At 67.0% G+C, this 20,453-nt stretch carries 25 protein-coding genes and 2 tRNA genes; 13 read left to right on the top strand and 14 right to left on the bottom strand.

Annotated elements, in window-relative coordinates; genetic code table 11:
• Positions 1-53: 53 nt before the first annotated feature.
• The 3 genes from ACXZ1E_RS01210 to ACXZ1E_RS01200 are packed head-to-tail and all read left to right on the top strand — an operon-like array spanning position 54 to position 2,263.
• On the top strand, positions 54-1,313 hold the full coding sequence (locus ACXZ1E_RS01210) for a DNA polymerase IV (RefSeq protein ID WP_458041661.1): 1,260 nt from the start codon (positions 54-56) through the stop codon (positions 1,311-1,313).
• Between the two features lie 52 nt (positions 1,314-1,365).
• Positions 1,366-1,686 (top strand): hypothetical protein, encoded by a 321-nt coding sequence (locus ACXZ1E_RS01205; protein ID WP_458041660.1) that lies wholly within the window; start codon positions 1,366-1,368, stop codon positions 1,684-1,686.
• A complete protein-coding gene (locus tag ACXZ1E_RS01200; protein WP_458041659.1) occupies positions 1,661-2,263 on the top strand; it encodes a hypothetical protein in 603 nt (200 codons plus the stop codon). The genes ACXZ1E_RS01205 and ACXZ1E_RS01200 overlap by 26 nt, the downstream gene beginning before the upstream one ends.
• Positions 2,264-2,307: 44 nt before the next feature.
• Here ACXZ1E_RS01200 and ACXZ1E_RS01195 read toward each other — a convergent pair whose 3' ends face one another.
• The 5 genes from ACXZ1E_RS01195 to orn all read right to left on the bottom strand — a co-directional run bounded on the left by ACXZ1E_RS01195 (position 2,308) and on the right by orn (position 4,199).
• Positions 2,308-2,823, bottom strand: coding sequence for a DUF2017 family protein (locus ACXZ1E_RS01195; protein ID WP_458041658.1), 516 nt, complete (start codon positions 2,821-2,823; stop codon positions 2,308-2,310).
• Positions 2,820-3,116 carry an ATP-dependent Clp protease adapter ClpS gene (gene clpS, locus ACXZ1E_RS01190; RefSeq protein WP_458352017.1) on the bottom strand — a complete coding sequence of 99 codons (297 nt, stop codon included), beginning with the start codon at positions 3,114-3,116 and terminating at the stop codon, positions 2,820-2,822. Before clpS ends, ACXZ1E_RS01195 begins: the two co-directional genes overlap by 4 nt.
• Positions 3,116-3,466, bottom strand: coding sequence for a metallopeptidase family protein (locus ACXZ1E_RS01185; protein WP_458041656.1), 351 nt, complete (start codon positions 3,464-3,466; stop codon positions 3,116-3,118). The genes clpS and ACXZ1E_RS01185 overlap by 1 nt, the downstream gene beginning before the upstream one ends.
• A tRNA-His gene (locus ACXZ1E_RS01180) sits at positions 3,467-3,542 on the bottom strand. It lies immediately after the preceding gene.
• A gap of 36 nt (positions 3,543-3,578) precedes the next feature.
• Positions 3,579-4,199, bottom strand: a complete 621-nt coding sequence (gene orn, locus ACXZ1E_RS01175; RefSeq protein ID WP_458041655.1) for an oligoribonuclease — start codon at positions 4,197-4,199, stop codon at positions 3,579-3,581.
• 69 nt (positions 4,200-4,268) lie between these two features.
• Here orn and ACXZ1E_RS01170 point away from each other — a divergent pair.
• The 3 genes from ACXZ1E_RS01170 (at position 4,269) to ACXZ1E_RS01160 (ending at position 5,541) form a co-directional block, all read left to right on the top strand.
• Positions 4,269-4,341 (top strand) — tRNA-Arg (locus tag ACXZ1E_RS01170).
• A gap of 20 nt (positions 4,342-4,361) precedes the next feature.
• Entirely contained in the window at positions 4,362-5,255 is an 894-nt protein-coding gene (locus tag ACXZ1E_RS01165) for an alpha/beta hydrolase fold domain-containing protein (protein ID WP_458041654.1), read from the top strand.
• A gap of 55 nt (positions 5,256-5,310) precedes the next feature.
• The gene (locus ACXZ1E_RS01160) at positions 5,311-5,541 is read left to right on the top strand and encodes a methyltransferase (protein ID WP_458041653.1); all 231 of its coding nucleotides are present in this window, start codon (positions 5,311-5,313) and stop codon (positions 5,539-5,541) included.
• Positions 5,542-5,562: 21 nt separating this feature from the next.
• Here the strand turns inward: ACXZ1E_RS01160 and yczE are convergent, their stop codons facing one another.
• Positions 5,563-6,249: a membrane protein YczE gene (gene yczE / locus ACXZ1E_RS01155; protein ID WP_458041652.1), complete on the bottom strand. Its 687-nt coding sequence runs from the start codon at positions 6,247-6,249 to the stop codon at positions 5,563-5,565.
• 62 nt (positions 6,250-6,311) lie between these two features.
• On the opposite strand from yczE, the gene yczR reads away from it, so the two are divergent.
• Entirely contained in the window at positions 6,312-7,751 is a 1,440-nt protein-coding gene (yczR, locus tag ACXZ1E_RS01150) for a MocR-like transcription factor YczR (protein WP_458041651.1), read from the top strand.
• Positions 7,752-7,848: 97 nt separating this feature from the next.
• Here the strand turns inward: yczR and ACXZ1E_RS01145 are convergent, their stop codons facing one another.
• Positions 7,849-8,127: a hypothetical protein gene (locus ACXZ1E_RS01145; RefSeq protein WP_458041650.1), complete on the bottom strand. Its 279-nt coding sequence runs from the start codon at positions 8,125-8,127 to the stop codon at positions 7,849-7,851.
• Positions 8,128-8,373: 246 nt separating this feature from the next.
• Here ACXZ1E_RS01145 and ssb point away from each other — a divergent pair, with 246 nt between their 5' ends.
• The 4 genes from ssb (at position 8,374) to ACXZ1E_RS01125 (ending at position 11,753) form a co-directional block, all read left to right on the top strand.
• Positions 8,374-8,910: a single-stranded DNA-binding protein gene (gene ssb / locus ACXZ1E_RS01140; RefSeq protein WP_458041649.1), complete on the top strand. Its 537-nt coding sequence runs from the start codon at positions 8,374-8,376 to the stop codon at positions 8,908-8,910.
• Between the two features lie 71 nt (positions 8,911-8,981).
• The gene (locus ACXZ1E_RS01135) at positions 8,982-9,482 is read left to right on the top strand and encodes a DUF6993 domain-containing protein (protein WP_458041648.1); all 501 of its coding nucleotides are present in this window, start codon (positions 8,982-8,984) and stop codon (positions 9,480-9,482) included.
• 71 nt (positions 9,483-9,553) lie between these two features.
• Positions 9,554-11,236: an energy-dependent translational throttle protein EttA gene (gene ettA, locus ACXZ1E_RS01130; protein WP_458041647.1), complete on the top strand. Its 1,683-nt coding sequence runs from the start codon at positions 9,554-9,556 to the stop codon at positions 11,234-11,236.
• Complete coding sequence (locus tag ACXZ1E_RS01125; RefSeq protein WP_458352016.1) at positions 11,229-11,753, top strand: acyl-CoA thioesterase; 525 nt, start codon at positions 11,229-11,231, stop codon at positions 11,751-11,753. The genes ettA and ACXZ1E_RS01125 overlap by 8 nt, the downstream gene beginning before the upstream one ends.
• Before the next feature lie 75 nt (positions 11,754-11,828).
• Here ACXZ1E_RS01125 and ACXZ1E_RS01120 read toward each other — a convergent pair whose 3' ends face one another.
• Positions 11,829-12,728, bottom strand: coding sequence for an acyl-CoA thioesterase (locus tag ACXZ1E_RS01120; protein ID WP_458041646.1), 900 nt, complete (start codon positions 12,726-12,728; stop codon positions 11,829-11,831).
• A 76-nt stretch (positions 12,729-12,804) separates the two neighbouring features.
• Here ACXZ1E_RS01120 and ACXZ1E_RS01115 point away from each other — a divergent pair, with 76 nt between their 5' ends.
• The gene (locus tag ACXZ1E_RS01115; protein ID WP_458041645.1) at positions 12,805-13,446 is read left to right on the top strand and encodes a hypothetical protein; all 642 of its coding nucleotides are present in this window, start codon (positions 12,805-12,807) and stop codon (positions 13,444-13,446) included.
• Between the two features lie 12 nt (positions 13,447-13,458).
• Here ACXZ1E_RS01115 and ACXZ1E_RS01110 read toward each other — a convergent pair whose 3' ends face one another.
• On the bottom strand, positions 13,459-13,953 hold the full coding sequence (locus ACXZ1E_RS01110) for an FAD-binding protein (protein ID WP_458352015.1): 495 nt from the start codon (positions 13,951-13,953) through the stop codon (positions 13,459-13,461).
• Positions 13,954-14,134: 181 nt separating this feature from the next.
• Here ACXZ1E_RS01110 and ACXZ1E_RS01105 point away from each other — a divergent pair, with 181 nt between their 5' ends.
• Positions 14,135-15,526, top strand: a complete 1,392-nt coding sequence (locus ACXZ1E_RS01105) for an IS1380 family transposase (protein WP_458041077.1) — start codon at positions 14,135-14,137, stop codon at positions 15,524-15,526.
• Positions 15,527-15,630: 104 nt separating this feature from the next.
• Here the strand turns inward: ACXZ1E_RS01105 and ACXZ1E_RS01100 are convergent, their stop codons facing one another.
• From ACXZ1E_RS01100 to ACXZ1E_RS01080, 5 genes are read right to left on the bottom strand one after another with little or no spacing between them, the layout of a single operon-like run.
• A complete protein-coding gene (locus ACXZ1E_RS01100; RefSeq protein WP_458352014.1) occupies positions 15,631-16,803 on the bottom strand; it encodes an FAD-binding dehydrogenase in 1,173 nt (390 codons plus the stop codon).
• A 43-nt stretch (positions 16,804-16,846) separates the two neighbouring features.
• On the bottom strand, positions 16,847-17,344 hold the full coding sequence (locus ACXZ1E_RS01095; protein ID WP_458041644.1) for a globin: 498 nt from the start codon (positions 17,342-17,344) through the stop codon (positions 16,847-16,849).
• A complete protein-coding gene (locus tag ACXZ1E_RS01090; protein WP_458041643.1) occupies positions 17,341-18,498 on the bottom strand; it encodes a mechanosensitive ion channel domain-containing protein in 1,158 nt (385 codons plus the stop codon). The genes ACXZ1E_RS01095 and ACXZ1E_RS01090 overlap by 4 nt, the downstream gene beginning before the upstream one ends.
• Before the next feature lie 23 nt (positions 18,499-18,521).
• The gene (locus tag ACXZ1E_RS01085; RefSeq protein ID WP_458041642.1) at positions 18,522-19,199 is read right to left on the bottom strand and encodes a response regulator; all 678 of its coding nucleotides are present in this window, start codon (positions 19,197-19,199) and stop codon (positions 18,522-18,524) included.
• Complete coding sequence (locus tag ACXZ1E_RS01080; RefSeq protein ID WP_458041641.1) at positions 19,192-20,448, bottom strand: sensor histidine kinase; 1,257 nt, start codon at positions 20,446-20,448, stop codon at positions 19,192-19,194. The genes ACXZ1E_RS01085 and ACXZ1E_RS01080 overlap by 8 nt, the downstream gene beginning before the upstream one ends.
• Between the last annotated feature and the right edge of the window lie 5 nt (positions 20,449-20,453).

The following is a 20,453-nucleotide window of genomic DNA, read 5'->3' as shown; positions in this document are numbered from 1 at the left end:
GGATCGAAACCCAGGGGCGCGGCAATGTCGGAGGCCGGGGCGAGAATGAGTGCATGGGACGCGGCGACGGCAGTGGGCGGATCGTCTCCGCCGATGGCGCGGATGACTCGGGTACCGGAATCCTGCACGTCGATATGGATGCGTTCTACGCCGCCGTCGAGGTGCTCGACAACCCATCGCTGCGCGGCAAACCGATCATCGTCGGCGCGCCCGAGGGCCGCTCGGTCGTCTCGAGCGCGTCATACGAGGCGCGACGCTTCGGGGTTCGTTCCGCGATGCCGGTGTCGCATGCGCTCCGGCTCTGTCCCTCGGCCGTTGTCGTGCTGCCGCATTTTGATCGATACCAAGCTCTCTCGACCCAGGTCATGAGCATCTTTCACGATGTCACGCCGCTCGTTGAACCACTGTCGATCGATGAAGCGTTCCTCGACGTCCGCGGCGCACGCAGGCTGTGGGGAAGTCCTGGGGAGATCGCCCGGATGCTCCGAAAGCGCGTGCAGGAACAGACCGGGCTGACGTGCAGTGTCGGCGTCGCGGCGACCAAGCATGTTGCCAAGATGGCCTCGACCATCAGTAAACCCGACGGCATGCTGATCGTTTCGGCCGCCGAAACCGAAGCCTTCCTCCGTCCGCGCTCCGTTCGCGCGATGTGGGGGGTCGGACCGAAGTCCGCCGAGTCCCTCGAGTCGCGAGGTATCCGGACGATCGCCGACATCATCGAAACGCCGCGCGACGTTCTCGACCGAATCGTCGGCGTCGCGTCGGGTGAGCGTCTCTCGCAACTCGCCCGCGGTATCGATCCCCGCGAGGTGTCTACGACACGCGTCGAGAAGAGCATCGGGCACGAAGAAACGTTTCATGAGGATGTCTGGGACCCGGCGTTCCTGCGCTCCGAACTTCTCCGACTGTCCGACCGCGTGGCGCGGCGGCTCCGCAAGGGCGGATGGGATGCCGCGACCGTGGCCATCAAGGTCCGCTTCGCCGATTTCACGACGATCAGTCGGTCGCGCACCCTCTCCGAACCGACGGACGTCGGCCAGCGCATCGGCGACGAGGCACGCGATCTCTTCGCATCGGTCGAGGCCCGCCAGCCGATCCGTCTGCTCGGGGTGCGGGCCGAGAATCTTCGGCCGGCGGCCCGCGGGCAGTCCCTCTGGGATGACGACGAAGACCGCCGCAAGCTCGAAGACACGCTGGATGCGGCATCCGCACGCTTTGGCGGAGCCGCCGTCATGCGCGCCACCTTCGTGGGCCGGTCGGCGCGTCCGACGGCTCTGCCCTCGCACCCCCGACCGCCTGCATCTCGCGACTGACGACATCCGCAAGCCACTCGTCACTGGTGCGAACCCGCGCTAGCGTGGGGGAATGCCCAACATTGCACAGGACCTCGCCCAGCAGTCCGTTCACTTCGGCGTCAGCAGCGCGTACGGCGACCAGCAGGACGTCGATGGTGTGCGGATCATCCCCGTCGCCGCGACGTGGCACGGATTCGGTGGTGGTTCGGACGAGAAGGGCAATGAGGGTGGCGGCGGCGGCGGGTACTCGCTGCCTTTCGGCGCCTACATCCGACGCGGTGACGATCTGCGCTTCGAACCGAACGTGATCGCGCTGCTCGGCGTCGGGATCCCGTTCGTGTGGGTTGCCGGACGGGCACTCAGCCGTGTCATCCGCGCACTCAAGAAGTAGACCCACGCCCGACGATCCCCTCACCGCAGCATCCGACGCCGCCGTGGCCCGGATCGTGCGGGAACTGCGCGGTCTCGACGCTCTGAACCCCGTCGTGCTGATTGACGGGCAGAGCGGCGCCGGAAAGACGAGGCTCGCGGCGGCTCTCGTGCGGAATTGGCCAGCGGCAGGCCGGGTCCAGCTGGTCGCGCTCGACTCGATCTATCCCGGCTGGGACGGACTGGAATCCGGCGTCGAGATCGCGCGTCAGGACATTCTCGTCCCGCACGCGCGCGGGTTGATGGGCGTGTGGCGCAGGCATGATTGGGAGACGGATGCTCCGGCCGAGGCGCATGCGGTCGATCCGTCTCTGTCGCTCATCGTGGAGGGCTCGGGCATCATCACGGCCCAGACGCTCCGGTTGAGTGACATAGCCGTGTGGGTGGAAGCGCCCGAAGAGGCACGGAAACGTCGCGCCCTCCTCCGCGACGGCGACACCTATCGCCCGCACTGGGATCGCTGGGTGGCTCAAGAGCAAGCGCACATCCGTGCGGATGATCCCGCGCAGCGGGCAACGCTCGTGGTCTCGATGCCCTGATGCCGCGCTGACTGCGAGACCGTACCCTGGGCCAGCGGGCTGTTTCAGTCGGCGGTTTCCAGCGCGCGGACGATCCCGTCCAGTCGGTAACCGATCCAGTCGTAGACGGCGAAACGGTCGTCGTCGGGGTCGTGATCGTCATCGCCCGAAATTCCCAGGCGCGTGGCGATGACGAGGCGGATGGCGGTGAGTGTGCGCATCCAAGCCCAACCGGCGTCCCCTTCGATTGCCAGGTCTATCGTGTCCGCCGCCGGATTGGGGTCATCCGGATCTCCCGAGGCGAATGAGGGCGCGAGATCGGCGAGCACACGCAGCGCGTCATGCTGGCGGCGCTCGAGCAGATCGTGCCGCGTCGCGTCGTGGAATTCTGCCGCGGCGCCCGCGTCATCGGGGTACGGGTTCGGCGCGAGTCGCGCGATCGCAGGGTCGTCCGACTCATCGGTTGCGTCGGCATCGGCGACGGCGTGTGGCTCGAGCAGCTCCGAGAACTGAGCGACGAGGTCGGCGAGCTGCTGAGCCTCCAGCCGCGAGATCGTGAGGATGAGCGTGTTCTCGGTCATTGGGGGATCCTCCGGACGGTGGCCCAGAGGCCGTAGTCGTGCATGGCCTGCGCATGCAGTTCCATCTGTTCGCGCGGCCCCTCCGCGAAGACCGCATGACCGCGTTCGTGGACATCCATCATCAACGCCGTGGCGCGGTCGGTCGAGAAGCCGAAGTAGCTGCGGAAGACGTGAACGACGTAACTCATCAGGTTCACGGGATCGTTCCACACGACGGTCTGCCAAACGGCCGGATGCTCGGGGTTCTCGCGCTGTCGGACCTCGCGGTCGACGTCGGGCAGGGCAATGGGCATCAGGCCCAACCCAGCTCGTGCAGGCGGTCGTCGTCGATCCCGTAGAAGTGCGCGATCTCGTGGACGAGTGTCGTATGGATCTCGTCGCGAAGTTCGTCCTCGTTGTCGCACACGGCCAGGTGTGGCTCGCGGTAGACGATGATGCGATCGGGCAGCTCACCGATCCCGTAGCGGTCCCGCTCCGTCAGCGACGTGCCGTCGTAGAGGCCGAGCAGGTCGAGTCCGCCGTCTTCGGGGCGGTCCTCCACCACGAAGACCACGTTATCGAGCCCCTCGACCATCTCGTCGGGGAGCGCGTCGAGCTCCGAGACGACGAGCGCCTCGAACGCCTCGGCATCCTGTTCGATCATTGGGGTGAGTAACGGGGCTCGAACCCGCGACATCGGCCACCACAAGGCCGCGCTCTACCAACTGAGCTATACCCACCATGTACCCGTATGCCCGGGTAACCCAGCAATTGTATTACACACCCGGGGTGTAAGAAGACACGGCGGCGGCGGCGGCAGCGCGCGCGCCATCGCTCGTGGGGCCGGGCTGCGGCACGAACACGGCCTGACGGTAGTAGGCGAGTTCGCGGATCGATTCGCGGATGTCTGCCAGCGCGCGGTGTCCGCCGTCTTTCGCGGGGGCGTGGATGTACGCCCGCGGATACCAGCGCCGAGCAAGCTCTTTGATGCTCGACACGTCGACGCTGCGGTAGTGGAGGAAGTGATCGAGTCTCGGCATGTACTTGGCGAGGAATGCGCGGTCGGTGCCGATCGTGTTGCCGGCGAGAGGCGCCTTGCCCTCGTTCGCGAAACGCTGGACGTACTCGAGGGCGAGGAACTCCGCCTCGGCGACGCTCACACCGTTGGGGATCTCGTCGAGCAAGCCCGAGCTCTCGTGCATCCCCGTGACGAAGTCGTTCATGTGCTCGAGCGCCGACGGGTCGGGCTTGATGACGATCTGGAACCCGGGGTCGAGCACGCGCAGTTCGAAGTCCGTGACGACGACGGCGATCTCGACCAGTTCGTCCTGGTCGAGGTCGAGCCCCGTCATCTCGCAGTCGATCCAAACGAGCCGGTCGTTCTCGTGCGCTGGCATCTCGACATCCTATCCATGGGTATGGACCCATCCGACGACCTCGGCGGCGAGGCGATAACCTGAACGGACGCCCTCGTAGCTCAATGGATAGAGCATCGGCCTTCTAATCCGGTGGTTGCAGGTTCGAGTCCTGCCGGGGGCACCGCCGGAGAGGAGCCCGAGATGGCGATGCCGCTGTGGTTGGCCGATACGGTCGCGAAGCTGATGCAGAGGCTTCCGAGTAACGTCCCGGCGAGTGGTGATCTCTCCTTCACCGAGATTCCCGTGACTCTTCGCGACGCGACGATTCCGACGCGTCACGGCGCCGCGGATGCAACGCTGTATGTGCCCCCTACCGGTTCCTCCGGCAAGGGCGTCTATGTGAACTTCCACGGCGGAGGTTTCGTCATGCGGCATCCGGAGCAGGATGACGCGCTGTGTCGCTATATCGCTGCCGAAGCCGGGGTCACCGTCCTCAACGTCGACTACATTCCGGCGCCGCAGTCTCGTTTCCCCGGACCCGTCGAGCAGGCGTATGACATCGCGGTGTGGGCGGCCGCCATCGAACGCCCGTGGCTGGGCGAGAAGCTGGTTCTTGGCGGACAGTCGGCGGGCGGCGCACTTGCCGCGGGCGCGGCACGTCTCGCGCTCGAAAGGGGAACGCCGCACGTCAGCCTCCAGGTGCTGATGTACCCGCCGCTGGATCTGACGGTGCCGGCCAAGACCAAGCTCTCGGAGGGGAAGGAGACGCTTCTCGCTCGTATGGGGCCAATCTTCGACACCGCATACTGTCCGGATGCGGGGCGACGGACCGACCGATTGATCTCGCCCGCCTCGAGCGCAGACAGAGCAGATCTGACGGGTATCTCGCCGGCGCTCATCGTCACCGCAGAGAAAGACATCCTCCGGGAGGAAGAGATCCGCTACGCCGAGCGGCTAGCGGGCGTGGGTGCCCTGCGCGGGCATATCGATGTGCCGAACGTCGGCCACGGGTTCAATACCAGCGACGCCCCTCGCGAGGTCGTCGAGACGGTTTATGCGACGATCGCACGACATGTGCAGGGAAGTCTGTCCTGACCCCTGGCGATGTCCCCGGGGCAGGCGTAACGTCGCCACGGTCGGAAGGAGTTCGATGATGAATAACGCGACGCTCGGTCAGATACAGCAAACCCGGACGATCTGGGTCGCATTCGGTGAATCCGGTGTGGTCGGGACGATCCGCAAGGATTCAGACGGGTACACCGTCACGATGGCAGGGGCCGAGGCATCCGCGGGGACGTATCCCACAATGGATGTCGCGAAGTCCGCGCTCTACGCGCGGATGCGCCCGGGGAGCGATTGGCCTACCTTCCAGGAGCACTGAACCGGATTCTCCTCTTCGGGATCAGGTCCGGGCCGTGGGGCCTGGCCCTCGGCGCGCGGGTCGTTGAGTGTCGAACAATCGCAGGGCTGCATGGCTCGCGGGTCCGATGACGAGCGCGTAGACGAGAGTGCCCACGCCGACCGTGCCTCCGAGCGTCCACCCGATCGCCAGCACGGCGACCTCGACCGCTGTGCGTGCCACCCACAGGGGCCAACCCCAGCGCGCCGAGATGCCGGTCATCAGGCCGTCACGCGGACCCGGTCCGAACCTGGCCCCGATATAGAGGCCGCCGGCGATGCCCACGAGTGCGACCCCGCCCAGAAGCAGGGCGCTGGACTGCAAGAGGTTTTCGGGCGCCGGCACCAACGGCAGTGCGAACTGCAGGGCCGTGCCAACCACCAGGATGTTGGCGATAGTCCCGATCCCCGGCTTCTGTCGCAGGGGAATCCACAGGGCGAGCACGGCGAGTCCGATGATGTTCGTGATCCAGCCGAGGCCGATCCCCGTCCGTAGGGCCAGACCTTCTGCCAGCACGGTCCACGGATCCACCCCGAGGCCCGCGACCACGACGATGGCCACCCCGACGCCGTAGAGAATCAAGCCGATCATCAGCTGGGTGACCCGCCGGACCTGGAGCGAGGCCGTCGGCGATGCCGGGAGACCCCGCTCGGCTGACGCGCGTGCCGGTCGGACGGTTGGGTGGAACATGATAAAGAGCCAATATCAACATTGGCCTTTTTGATAGATGCCAATCGCCGTAGGGTGGACGTATGGCCGACTCCCGACTGTCTTCCCGCGCACTCGTTCAACTTCTTGGAGAGTGGCGCGACAGCGCGCCCGCGTACCGTGGGCTGGCGGATACCGTTCGGATGTTGTGTCTCGACCGGCGCATCGCACCAGGCACTGCCCTCCCCGCGGAGCGCGATCTCGCAGCCCGGCTCGAGTTGAGTCGAACGACCGTGGCCGCCGCGTATCGCGATCTACGCGAGTCCGGCCACGTCGCGAGCTTGCGCGGTTCGGGCAGCGTTGTCCGTGCCGTCGGGCCTGTCGCGGACATCCCCGAGCCGGGGGACGAGGACACGATCGATCTGCACCGGGCAAGCCCCGCGGCCTGGCCGGGCTTGAGTGCCCTGTTCGTCGATGCAGCGACCGATGCGCCGCGTTGGGTCGGGCGATGCGGCTACGACCTCGTAGGTGCGGTCAAGCTTCGTACCGCGATCGCCGACCGATACACCGCGCGCGGACTCCCGACGGAGCCCGACCAGATCATCGTGACGACCGGCGCACAGAGCGCCATCGCACTCGTGACGGACGTGCTCGTGCGGCGCGGGGATCGCGTCGCGATCGAGACGCCGACGTATCCGCACGCCGCCGATGCACTCAGGGAGGCGGATGCGAGGCTCGTGGCAATTCCGGTCGACGCAGAGTACGGGTGGGACCTCGAGCGCGCCGATCACGTCCTGCGTCGCGCGGCACCGAGCCTGGCCTACCTGATGCCTGACTTCCAGAATCCGACCGGCGCCACCATGGATGAACACACGCGCCGCACATTGGCCGAGTCGGCGGCAGATGCCGGTGCCGTCGTCGTTGCGGACGAGACAACAGCTGACCTCGACATCGATCGGCCCTTCGAGAGCCTGCCATTCGGGCTTGGCCTCGACCCCTACGTTCAGCGGAACATCGTCACGATCGGATCGCTGGGCAAGACCGTTTGGGGTGGCCTGCGGATCGGGTGGATCCGCGCGGACCTCGACCTGGTCCCGAGGCTCATTGCGGCACGACCCCGGCGCGAGCTGGGGACTCCGGAGTTGGAACAGCAGGTCGCGATTCTTGCGTTCGAGCGGCTACCCGAGATCCTGCAGCAGCGTGCCCAGCTCCTGCGTGAGGGACGTGACACGCTCGTGCGTGCGCTGACCGAAGCTCTACCCGAGTGGACCGTCCCGACCGTGCACGGGGGAGTCTCGCTGTGGGTGGGTCTCGGTGCGCCTGTCAGCTCGCCCCTGGCGCTGGCTGTCCGGAGCCGCGGCCTCATTCTCTCCTCCGGACCCCGCTTCGGGGCGGACGGCGGGCACGAACGGCACCTGCGTGTGCCGTTCACGGCGCCCCCAATCGAGCTCACGCGAGCGGTGGAGATTCTCGCGGAGGCGTGGCCCGAAGCCCGCGATCGCGGTCGTCCCGTGACGGAGACGGTGCTGGCCGCAGTGGTGTGACGGTTTCCACGACCAATAGTCGACAGTGGACAGTGGACTGGCGTCTCACGGACCTCCCGGTGACGCGTCGGCCGCGTCAGACGCCTGTGCCGACGCGTCAGCGGTTTCGGAGTGCGCTGACGGCCTCATCGACAGACCAGAACTCCCCAACGGTCCGGAAGCCTTCCACCCCGTCGCGGTAGCGGCGCGCGGCCCATCGTGAACCGAGTGTGTGTTCGCGTTGGTGCAGATGGCCGACAATGCGCCCTGTTGCATCGAGCACGCGCCACAGCGACGGCCCGGCTGAGGTCAGCCGGACTCGGAGACCGGGGGAGGGCACGGGGGGCGCGGCGTCGAGGTGAATCGACAGAGAAGCGGTGAGTGTGAGGTTTGTCACGAGAAACTCCTTTCGATATCGAATGTATGTTCGACATCCGACATCTGACATCCGACATTTGACATCCGCTCGCCCGTCCGTGTGGGCGGCGCATGGTGGGCTTCCTCCCCAGGCGCGCACTACGCGGCACTGTCCCCGAATCAGGTGATCGGACGTCGCACCGGGAGCGCCGCGCAACATGCTGTCCGGAGAGGGCACCGTGCTCTCAGTCGGGAGGCGCACCTCCCGTGCGAAAGGAGTCGGGTCATGAGCGACCACATCACGATCGTCGGCAACATCGCGGGGGATCCGCGGCATACTCACACCCCTTCCGGAATCCCGATCACGACTTTTCGTGTCGCGAGCTCCCCGCGCCGGTTCGACCGCACGACGGAGAAGTGGGTGGACGGCGAGACCAGTTGGTACTCCGTGTCGGCTTTTCGCGCGCTCGCCCTCAACGCGGCCGGATCGCTCCAGCGCGGCGAACGGGTCATCGTCAGCGGGCGGCTCAGGATTCGGACGTGGGAAAAGGGTGATCGCAGCGGGACCACCGCCGAGATCGATGCCGAGGCGATCGGACATGACCTGTTGTGGGGAACGACGCGCTTCGAGCGAGCGGGTGCGCGGGAAACGGCGCCCGCCTCGACAAACCAGGGCTCGGCAGATGCCGAGGGATGGTTCGCGCCCGGTACGCATCGTGACTCAGGTCCCGACGAAACGGTCGCGGGGACGACGGAGGGTGCATCGGTGCCCGCCGAGTCCCTGGTGTCGCACGAGCCGGATCGTGAGCCTGTTCCCTTCTGACACGGCCGGTGTGGACCGGCGGTCGCCGTCGGCTGTGTGGGGTGCTCGGTGGGCGCGCATAGACTTTGCTTGTGCAACTCCGTCCATCCCTTCGTGCTGTCGCCGGTGGAATCGTCCTGATCGTCGCCGCGGTGACTCTCAGTGCCTGCGTGCAGTCCCCGGCGCCAGACGGCACGCCGACGTCGGCGGCCCCCGCGGTGTCCATCACCCCGTCGGCGACGCCCACTTCACCGCCGGCCCCCACGCTGCAGCCCGAGGGAAGCGCCGCCGACAACCAGCCGTACTTCACCCTCGTGGTTCAGCAGGTCTGGGCGGGCCCCGAGCGCATGGCCGGACGCGCATATATCGACGCGCTCGTGACGGCGGGCTTCGACAAGAGCCGGATGCAGGTCACCAAGGACCAGACGACGATCGGCAACGTGGCGGACAGCATCCAGTTCTCGGTGGCATGGAATAGCGAGTGCCTGATCGGACAAGCGGGAGCCGCGTTTGCGGAACCCGCGGTGGTGGTGGTGCCCATCCTCGAAGGCGGGGCATGCCTCATCGGGGACACCCGTCCGATCGACTGGTGACGCCCGCGTCGCCGTGCCAGGAGGCCGGCGAAGCTCAGCCGATGGTGTGCCGCCCGTAGACTGGACGCGACATGGCTGAATATATCTACCAGATGGTGCGCGCCCGCAAAGCGGTCGGCGACAAGGTAATCCTCGACGACGTCACGATGGCGTTCCTCCCCGGCGCGAAGATCGGCGTGGTGGGCCCGAACGGCGCCGGTAAGTCCACGATCCTCAAGATCATGGCCGGGCTCGACATCCCCTCCAACGGCGAGGCCCGGCTGTCGGCGGGCTACAGCGTCGGCATCCTGATGCAGGAGCCTGTGCTCGACGAAGACAAGACCGTCCTCGAGAACGTGGAGCAAGGCGTCGGGCCCATCAAGGCTCAGCTTGACCGCTTCAACGAGATCTCGGGCCTGATGGCCGATCCCGACGCTGACTTCGACGCGCTTCTCGCCGAGATGGGCACGCTGCAGGAGGCCATCGACGCCGCCGACGCGTGGGATCTCGACTCCCAACTCGAGCAGGCGATGGATGCCCTACGCACACCCCCGTCCGAGGCCATCGTCTCCAACCTCTCCGGTGGAGAGAAGCGCCGTGTTGCGCTCTGCAAGCTGCTCCTCCAGAAGCCCGACCTGCTGCTGCTCGACGAACCCACGAACCACCTCGACGCCGAAAGCGTCCAGTGGCTCGAACAGCACCTGGCCAAGTACCCCGGCGCCGTTCTCGCCGTCACACACGACCGGTACTTCCTCGATCATGTCGCGGAATGGATCTGTGAGGTCGACCGCGGACGCCTGTACCCCTACGAGGGCAACTACTCGACCTACCTCGAGAAGAAGCAGGAACGTCTGCAGGTGCAGGGTAAGAAAGACGCCAAGCTCGCGAAGCGTCTCGCCAGCGAACTCGAATGGGTTCGCAGCAACGCCAAGGGTCGCCAGACCAAGTCGAAGTCGCGTCTCGCCCGCTACGAAGAGATGGCGGCCGAGGCGGACCGCACCCGCAAGTTGGACTTCGATGAGATCGTCATCCCCCCGGGGCCGCGCCTGGGACAGATCGTGCTTGAGGCGAAGAAGCTTCAGAAGGGCTTCGATGGCCGCAGCCTGATCGATGGCCTGAGCTTCTCGCTGCCGCGCAACGGCATCGTCGGCATCATCGGCCCCAACGGTGTCGGAAAGACGACGCTGTTCAAGACCATCGTGGGCCTCGAGCCCCTCGACGGCGGAGAACTCAAGGTCGGTGAGACCGTCGAGATCTCCTACGTCGACCAGACGCGTGGTGGCATCGACCCGAACAAGTCGCTCTGGGAGGTCGTCAGCGACGGCCTCGACTGGATTCAGGTCGGCAAGGTCGAGATCCCCTCGCGCGCATACGTTTCGCAGTTCGGCTTCAAGGGCCCCGACCAGCAGAAGAAGGCCGGCGTTCTCTCCGGTGGTGAGCGCAACCGTCTGAACCTCGCACTCACGCTGAAGCAGGGCGGCAACCTACTGCTCCTCGACGAACCGACGAACGACCTGGACGTCGAAACGCTCGGCAGCCTCGAGAACGCGCTCCTCGAATTCCCCGGATGTGCCGTGGTCATCACGCACGACCGGTGGTTCCTCGACCGCATCGCGACGCACATCCTGTCGTACGAAGGCACCGAAGAGGATCCCGACAAGTGGTACTGGTTCGAGGGCAACTTCGAAGCCTACGAGGAGAACAAGATCGAGCGCCTTGGCCCCGACGCGCTCAACCGTTCGAGTTCGACGTATCGCAAGCTCACGCGTGACTGACGATCTGAGCGCCGGCACCGGCGGCGTGCGGCTGCACGTGCCGATGCCGCTCCGCTGGGGCGACCTCGACGCGTTCAACCACGTCAACAACACGTCGATGCTCAAGCTGCTCGAAGAAGCGCGCATTCGCGCCTTCTGGCGGTCGACGGGCGAAGACGCTGAGGATGCGCCATCCACCGCGGTTCTCGACTCCGGGATCGAGCACGGCGTGCTTTCTCTGATTGCGCGGCAGGAGATCGAGTACCTGCGCCCCGTTCCGTACCAGCGGCGACCGTTGGACGTGCAGATGTGGTTCGGCCGCATCGGCGGCTCGAGCATCGAGATCTGCTACGAGGTCTATAGTCCGCTCGGGGCCGACTCTGACAAGCACGAGACGCAAGAGTTGTATGCGCGCTCGTCGGCGGTGCTGGTGATGGTGAATGCCGAGAGCGGTCGACCGCAACGTCTCACGGACGAGCAGCGCGTTGCCTGGACGCCGCTTCTCGGCGAGCCGATCGTCTATGCGCGCCGCGGCTGACGCGTCCGGCCTGGGTGCTCTCTTCGACAAGCTCAGGAAGTGTGTGGCCGGTCGCTGAGCCTGTTGAAGCGACCCTCAGGAGTCGGTGGGCACCCGGATGACGATCTCTTGCGCCGACGTTGCGACGAGCAATCCGTCGCGCGTGTAGATGCGGCCGGTTGCCAGCCCGCGTCCGGAGCTCGCGCTCGGCGACTCCTGCACGTACAGCAACCACTCATCGACACGGGCCGGCCGATGCCACCACAGCGCAGCGTCCAGGCTGGCGACCTTGATGCCGGGGCGGGTCCACGCGATCCCGTGGGCCCGCATCACCGACTCTTGGATCGTGTGGTCGGATATGTACGCGAGCGCCGCACGATGCAGCGCCGGATCATCCGGCAGTCGACGCCTGGTCCGCACCCATGCCGCGTTCTCGGGGCGAGCATCGGGATCGGGGTGGAGGTAGATCGCGGGCAGAACATGCCGCACCTCGACAGGTCGGTCCGTCAACAGACGCTTCGACATCGGATGCACCTGATCGGCGCCGCGGGGCAGCTCAGAGAGCGACTCGGGATCAGGGATCCCGTCCGGCATCGGTGTCGCGTGCTCGAGCCCTGCGCCCGCCGTTTGGAAAGACGCGATCATCGAGAAGATCGGCTCGCCCTCTTGGAAGGCTTGGATGCGGCGGGCCGAGAACGAGCGCGCGTCGTTGATGCGGTCGACGGAGAACGTGATCGGCTTCAGCGAATCGCCGGGCCGCAGAAAGTAGCCGTGCAGCGAGTGCGCCAGACGTTCTTCGGGCACCGTGCGCTGCGCCGCGATCACGGCCTGTCCGAGCACCTGCCCGCCGAACACACGCCCGCCGGGCATCGGTTCGGACTGCCCGACGAAGATGTCCTCGGTCGGCCGTGCCTCGCCGCCCTGGAGCGACAGCACGTTCAGAAAACGGTCCACCGGATCGTCGGAGCGGAGGGTGGGAACGGCTGTCTCAGTCACGAATATTCTCCCGCGGCATCGGGACGCCGCCGCCTGGATCTGACCGGGGCGCCGCCACCTTGATATCTTAGAGGGGATGCCGCAGACCCTCAGATTCCCCGATTCCGAGGCGCGCGACGACTTCCTGACCTTCACGTCCCGTGCCTCGCGCTTGAACGACCCCGAGGTGCGTCTCGAAGCATCCCGCGGCACGCTCGCCACCTGGGCGCCGATCCTGGTGCCGCGCGGACTGCTCGACCGCACGCCGACGATCCTCGCCCTGCGAGCCCTGCCCGTCGATCCCGAACTCGTCTGCGATCTCGTTGTCGCAGCGTCTGGTGTCGCGGCCTCCGCGAGCGACACGCAAGCAGCCGAGCTGCCTGCGACCGCCCTGCGCGCGACGTGGGCGGGCGTCTCTGCGCCCCGCGGCGGGTGGGTGCCGGTACGGACGATCGATAGCGCGGATGTCGCGGCCCGAGCGCACGAGGGGATGGCGCGCGTCGCAGAGATTGTCCCGGCCGATGCCGGAGCGGAGGCGGTTCAGCGCGTGCGGTCATCCGTCTGGAGCGAGCCCGTCGAGTCTTGGTCGGGTCTGTCCCTCGGTGCCGGGTTCGCCGCCGTGGCGCTCGGCTTCATCGTGGGATCCGAACAGGTGCAGCTTCTGAAGTCCGGCGCGTGGGCGCGACTCAGCTTCGCCCGCGGCCACGTTTTAGTGCGCGGCGCGGCGATCACCATCTGACGTCGACGCGTTTCAGACCGAGGCCGCGGCTGCACGACCCGCCGCGCGTCCCGAGAACAGGCATCCGCCGAGGAACGTTCCCTCGAGTGCGCGGTAGCCGTGTACACCGCCGCCGCCGAAGCCGCTCGCCTCGCCGGCGGCGAATAATCCGGGAACGGGGGTGCCCCCGATGCCCAGCGCACGTGACTGCAGGTCGGTCTCGATCCCGCCGAGCGACTTGCGCGTTACGACGTGCAGCTTGACCGCGATCAAGGGTCCCGCCGACGAGTCCAGGATGCGGTGGGGTGGAGCGGTGCGGATCAACCGGTCGCCGCGATAGGCGCGAGCCGACCGCAGCATCGCGATCTGCGCATCCTTCGTGAAGTCGTTGTCGATCTCTCGGTCGCGCGCCTCGAGTTCACCCCGCGCGCGCTCGATGTCGAGGGCGTCGCCGCCCGGCAGAGCCGCCATTCCTGTGAGGAGGCGGTCCAGTGTGTCTGCGACAACGAAGTCCGCGCCACGGTCCATGAAAGCCTGCACGGGGTCGGTCGGGCCCTTCGCCAGTCGTGACCGAACGAGGAGCCCTAGCCTCGGGCTTTCACGCTTGTGGTCCGGCGACCGTGCGTGTTGGATAGGGAAAGTGCTCCTGACCTGGGAGAATAAGGCTTGTCGAGAGTCGTATTGATCCGCAAGAAGGAGCACCTTCAGGGTGAAGAATACCGGAGCGTATCCCCGCGTGAATGTTGACACCGCGAGGGTGTCCGCGATCGGTCAAGCGGGCGGTGTGCTGCTGACCGAAACCGCACGCGCCACTGGTCTTGACCGGGCGCTGTCCGAGGCTCTCGGGCCGTGGCGGAAGCCGTTTGCGATCCATGATCCCGGGAAAGTTGTCGTGGATCTTGCGATCGCGCTCACGTTGGGTGGTGACGCTCTCGCTGACATCGGGGTGCTCCGCGGCGAGCCAGGGGTGTTCGGGCCGGTCGCATCAGACCCGACGGTGTCCCGCACGATCGCGGCCCTCGCTGCTGACCCGGACCGCGCGATCGCTGCGATCAACACCGCGAGAGCCACTGCTCGGGAGCGGGCGTGGTCGCTGGCCGGTGAGCACGCGCCCGGTCACGCCGCGACGGTGAAGGACCCGCTGATCATCGATCTGGATGCGACGTTGATCACCGCGCACTCCGAGAAAGAACACGCCGCACCGACATACAAGCGCGGCTTCGGCTTTCATCCGTTGTGCGCGTTTCTCGACCACGGGAAACCCGGGGCGGGTGAGGCGCTCGCGATCAAGCTCCGCCCGGGCAACGCCGGCTCGAACACCGCCGCGGACCACATCGACGTCGTGAAACAAGCGCTCGCGCAGTTGCCCGGAGGTTCGGCCCGGCCGGGGAAGAGCGTGCTGATCCGCGCCGACGGTGCCGGTGGAACGCACGAGTTCGTGAAGTGGCTCAGCGGGCGCCGGTTGGCGTATTCGGTGGGGTTCACGCTCCCTCAGTTCACCCCGGAGCTGTATCGGAAGATCCCCGAGAAGGTGTGGGCACCGGCCTACAACGCGGCCGAAGAAGGCCGCCCGGGTGCGGATGTCGCCGAGTTCACCGGGATCCTCGACCTCACGAAATGGCCGCCAGGGATGCGTGTCATCGTGCGCCGCGAACGACCACACCCCGGCGCGCAACTGCGGTTCGATGACGTCGACGGTTACCGCCTGACCGCGTTCGCCACGAACACGGCCCGCGGGCAACTCGCCGCCCTCGAGCTGCGGCACCGTCGGCGGGCGCGCTGCGAGGACCGCATCCGTATCGCGAAAGACACCGGACTGCGCAACCTGCCCCTGAAAGCGTTCGATCAGAACCGCATTTGGTGCCACCTCGTGGCCCTCGCGTCCGAACTGATGGCCTGGATGGGAATGCTCGCGCACCCCACCGATGCCGCCCGCCGGTGGGAACCGAAACGGTTACGGCTGCGGCTGTTCTCCATCCCGGCAGCGATCGCGCGGCACGGCCGGCGCACGACCCTGCACCTCTCCGACCGGGCAACCTGGGTCGCCACGGCCCTCGCGGCGATCACCGGGCTGCGCGCTCACGCGCGGGCGCCCGGCTGACGCCGGCAGCCTTCAGTCCACCCACGACAGCACCGCCCCGGACCGGAACCCCGCCCACGCAGCGACACGCGACTCATTGTCGTACCCAGGCGACAGAATCAGGTTCAAGCGAGCGCACCCACGCTCATTCGACCCCGCTCACAACGACCATGAAAGGTCGAGGCTAGGTCTTTGCCGGTCAGGTCGGGATTCTGCTCACTCCCCGAGAGGGCGAACTCCTTCTCGATGATGCGCCGCGAAAGAACGAACCACGAGTGGTCGTGCCCGGTCGTGCGCAGGTGAGCGAGCGTCCCGAGGGTGTCGAAGCCGGGGAACAGCGGCACAGGAAGACGTTTACCGGTCGCATCGAGCCACACAGATGACGGTCCCGGGAGGATCCGGATGCCGTGATTCGGCCAGACGGGATCGTGGTTCTGGATCCCCTCGACGTAGTGCCACATCCGGTCGCCGTTGATCTGGTGTGCTCCTGCCCTCTCGGCTACGTCGAGCATGGCCCCGTCGACGTAGGCCGGGACTCCGGAGAGCATGTGTCTCGGGGGAGTGCCGAGCCGCCCGGGCCACCGGCTCCGCACGAGCGCGTGATTGCCGCCGATTCCGCCGGAGGCGACGACGGTCGCACCCGCCGTGATGTCGAACGATCCGACGACCTCTCGGGATGTCGCCTCGCCGCGCGGCGCTCCGGAGGGGGCGAGGATCTCGCCCGCCGCGCCGACGATGCCGCCGTCGTGAGTCACCAGGGCGGTGACTCGGTGACGCGCGAGCACCGTCGCGCGTCCCTCAGCTTCGCCGCGCTCGACCCGCGCCTGGAAAGCCGCGACCAGCGCGGGCCCGGTGCCCCAGGCGATGTGGAAACGGGGCACCGAGTTGCCGGGACCCATGGCTGTGTACCCGCCGCGCTCCGCCCAGCCGACGACGGGAAAGAGGCCGATGCCCAGTTCGCGGAGCCAGGCACGCTTCTCGCCCGACGCGAACTCGACGTAAGCCTCGGCCCAACGCCTGGGCCAGGCATCCTCCTCGCGGTCGAAGCCGGCGGTGCCGAACCAGTCCTGTCGCGCGAGGGCGAGCGAGTCCGTGATGCCCATCCGCCGCTGCTCGGGCGAATCGACCAAGAACAGCCCGCCGAACGACCACCACGCCTGCCCGCCGAGGTTGCTGCGGGGCTCCTGGTCGATGATCGTGACCTTCTTGCCCGCGTCCAGTGCGTGCGCTGCCGCGACGAGTCCGGCGAGACCCCAGCCGATCACGAGAACATCGGTCGTGTGGGAGGTATCGGCCATGGCGACTCCTTCGTCGATGGATCCGTGTGAGGTGGCGTCGAAATCAGTCTGCTGCGGGCGTCTTCGGAACGGGTGGATGGTACGGGCCCGCCACGCTCGCGGTGAACGCGGTCCGTCCGCCGCTCGGCGGACCGATCGGCGACGATTCGAATGTGTTGACCATAGCCATCGCGGCGCGTTCGAGATAGTCCCACAGCGTGGCCTCGTGTAGCGGCGGCAGGTCGAGTTCGTCGAGCGAGGCGCGCATGTGACGCAGCCAGCGGTCGCGGGCATCGGGATTCACGTGGAAAGGGTTGTGGCGCGCGCGCAGGCGTGGGTGGCCACGTTGCTCGCTGTACGTCGTGGGTCCGCCCCAGTACTGCTCGAGGAACATGGTCAGCCGCTCGGCCGCGGGACCGAGGTCTTCTTCCGGATACATCGGCTTCAGGACCTCGTCGGTTGCGACACCGCGGTAGAAGCCGTCGACCAGGCGGACGAAGGTCTCATGGCCACCGACCTCGTCGTAAAAGCTCAGGGGCGACGCGTCCGTGCTGTCCGTCATGTCGTGCCGCCTGTCTTCGGGTTTGTGTCGTCGTCCGGCGGTGTGCCATCGCCAGCGGTGCTGGCGCCCGCCGAACTATCGGGTGTCGTCTCGGCTGGGGGTGCCGTTTTGCGTGTGCGTTTCGCCTTCCACAGCGGGCGCTCCGGCAACGGCGCGGCCTCGGGCGCAACCGGGGTCGGCCGGGTTTTCGGGGGGTTCGCGCCTCGCACGCGCTGCGCGCCCTCCAGCCCGGTCAGCACGATCGAGTTCAGCTGGGGGAGTGTCAAACCCATCGCGTCTATCGCACGCTTGAGGCGCATCCGCAGCTCGCGCGCCACGTCGTCCTTTGCGTTGGCGCGCGTCTTCATGACGAGCCGGATGACGAGGGCGTCACCCGAGACGGACTCGAGACCCCACACCTCGGGCTTCTCGATGATGCGGGTGCGCCACTTCGGTTCCTTCGCGAGATCCTTGGCGGCCTCGAGCATGGCCGACTCGACCTCGTCGATGTCGGCATCGACCGGAACGGCCAGGTCGATGATGACCCGCGACCATCCCTGCGACATGTTGCCGATGCGCGTGATCTCGCCGTTACGGACGTACCAGAGCGTGCCATTGACGTCCCGGACGTGCGTGACACGGACGCTGACGTATTCGACGATGCCGGTTGCAAGCCCCAGATCGACGACATCGCCGATCCCGATCTGATCCTCGGCGACGATGAAGATGCCGTTCAGCACGTCCTTGACGATGTTCTGTGCACCGAAGCCGAGGCCTGCACCGATCGCGGCAGTGAGCAGGGCGAGCGAGCCGAGCGCGTTCGGGGCGAGTGCGTTGATCACCAACACGATGGCGACGACGCCCACCGCAACGTTGACGATGTTCTGCAGGATCGACCCGAGCGTGCGGGTGCGCTGAACGAGGCGGACTGCCGCCAAGGGTGAGCGTTCCAGAGCCTGGGTATCGTCGACATTCGCCTTGCTTTTGGCCCCGTTGACGATGCGCGTCACGACGCGGCGGATGACGATGCGGAGAATCCACGCCAGGAGAAGTGCGCCGACGATGATAGCGACGGCGTTGAGCACGCGGAAGCCGGCGGTGCTCAGCCGCTCGAGCAGTTGCGCCCACCACTCCGGGTTGGTAACGGTGTCGTCGACGGGCGAGAGGGCGAACATTCCGCCGATTCTACCGGCGGGCACTATGCCGTTCCTGTGACGCCCAACCGGTGGGCGAGGATCACGGCCTGCACCCGATCGCGCGCGCCCATCTTCGCCAGAACCCGTCCGACGTGGGTCTTGACGGTGGATTCGCTCACGAACAGCGCGGCGGCGATCTCAGAATTGGTCAGGCCCCGACCGATCGCTGCGAAGACGTCGCGTTCCCGCTCGGTGAGCGTCGCGAGCGCGGCGAGATCCGTGCCCCCGCCGGCGGCATTCGGCAGACGCCCGCCGAGAAGTTCCAGCATCCGTCGCGTCACGCGTGGCGACAGCGTCGCATCTCCCGAATGCACGGCCCGGATAGCCGCGGTCAGTTCGCCTGCCTGCACGTCCTTCAGCAGAAAGCCGCTCGCCCCCGCGGCGAGCGCTCCGAACGCGTACTCGTCGAGGTCGAAGGTCGTGAGGACGATGATGCGGGAATCGGGGTGCTGCTGCACGATCTGCTCTGTCGCGGCGATGCCGTCGAGCCGAGGCATCCGGACATCCATCAGCACGACATCCGGCGCGAGCTCGCGCACCGCCTCGATCGCCTCGGCGCCATTCGCGGCCTCACCGACCACGACGAACTCCGGCGAGGCCTCGAGCACCATGCGAAAGCCCATCCGAATGAGCTGTTGATCGTCGACGAGCAGGATGCGGATGGCTGCGCGGTCATTCATGCGGTGGCTCCAGGGGGATTCGGGCGCGGAGTCGCCAGTGGTTGGGAGAGATCATGCCCGCTTCGAGGTCTCCGCCGAGATGGGCGAGGCGCTCGCGCAGGCCCAGGAGCCCCAGACCACCCCCGCCCGACGGCTCGTCGGGACGCGAGCCGTCATTGTCGATGGTCAGCGTCAGGAGGTCGGGGGTGTGGACGACGTCTACCTGGATGAAGCGGGGGTCATGGGCGTAGCGCATCGCATTGGTGAGGCCCTCTTGAACGATACGACGAACCGCCTGACGAATCGCGGGCGGACCCTCGGGCACGCCCGTCACCGAGAGCGACACCGGGAAGCCTGCCCAGCGAGCAGCGTCGACGAGATCGTCGAGCGAGCCATCCTCCATGGGCGAGAGGGGCGCCGCGTCGGGGTGGTCTTCGCGAAGAACTCCGAGCATCATGCGCATCTCGGTCAGGGCGTCGCGTGCGGTCGCGGCGACGGCTCGTGATGCCTCGCGAGAGCGTTCGGGGTCGGCCGTGACGCTCGCACCCTCCGAGAGCGCGACGATGACCGTGAGCGAGTGCGAGACGACGTCGTGCATCTCACGAGCTATGCGCGCGCGTTCCGCAGCCGCCGCGAGTTGCGCCTGCTGGTCGCGTTCGACGAGCAGCTGCCGCGAGCGCGCGATGATCGCCTCGACATAGCGTTTCCGATTGCCGACGTTGACCCCGATCAATGTGCCGAGCAGCAGGCTGACCCCGAAGCTGATCGCGATATTGAGCAGGAGCGTCAGATCGCCGAAACCCATCATCGAGCGAACGAGCATGTTCAAGCCCAAGGCGACAACGGCTGAACCGAGCGCGATCCACGATGCGCGTGAACTCCGGTAGACAGCCACCGAGTAGACGGCGACGACGGTAGCCGGTCCGTTGATCGTGTTGATCTCGTCGGGTCCGAACAAGAACACGGGGGCCATTGTCACGATGAAGACCGCAACGGGCCAGCGGCGTCGCCAGACCAACGCGACACATCCTAGGATGGCCAGCCCGATCATGAGCGCGAGCAGACCGCCGGTCGGTGGGTCGGCGCGATCGGAACGGATACTGAGAGTCGGCACCGACAGGAAGAAAGCCAGGATGGCGATCAGGATGTCGGCAAAGAGCGGATGCCTCGCCCAAAAGCGCCGAAAGACGCCGGGTGGCCGCGGCAGACGCAACTCGTCCTCGGCCGGGCGGGTGCCCGGGCCGAGGACGAGTTCGCGTGCTGCGGACATCGATC

It is taken from the genome of Pacificispira sp. HM-600 (assembly GCF_977993705.1).
The sequence above is the reverse complement of the archived record's forward strand: the minus strand, read 5'-3'. Positions and strand labels throughout refer to the sequence as shown.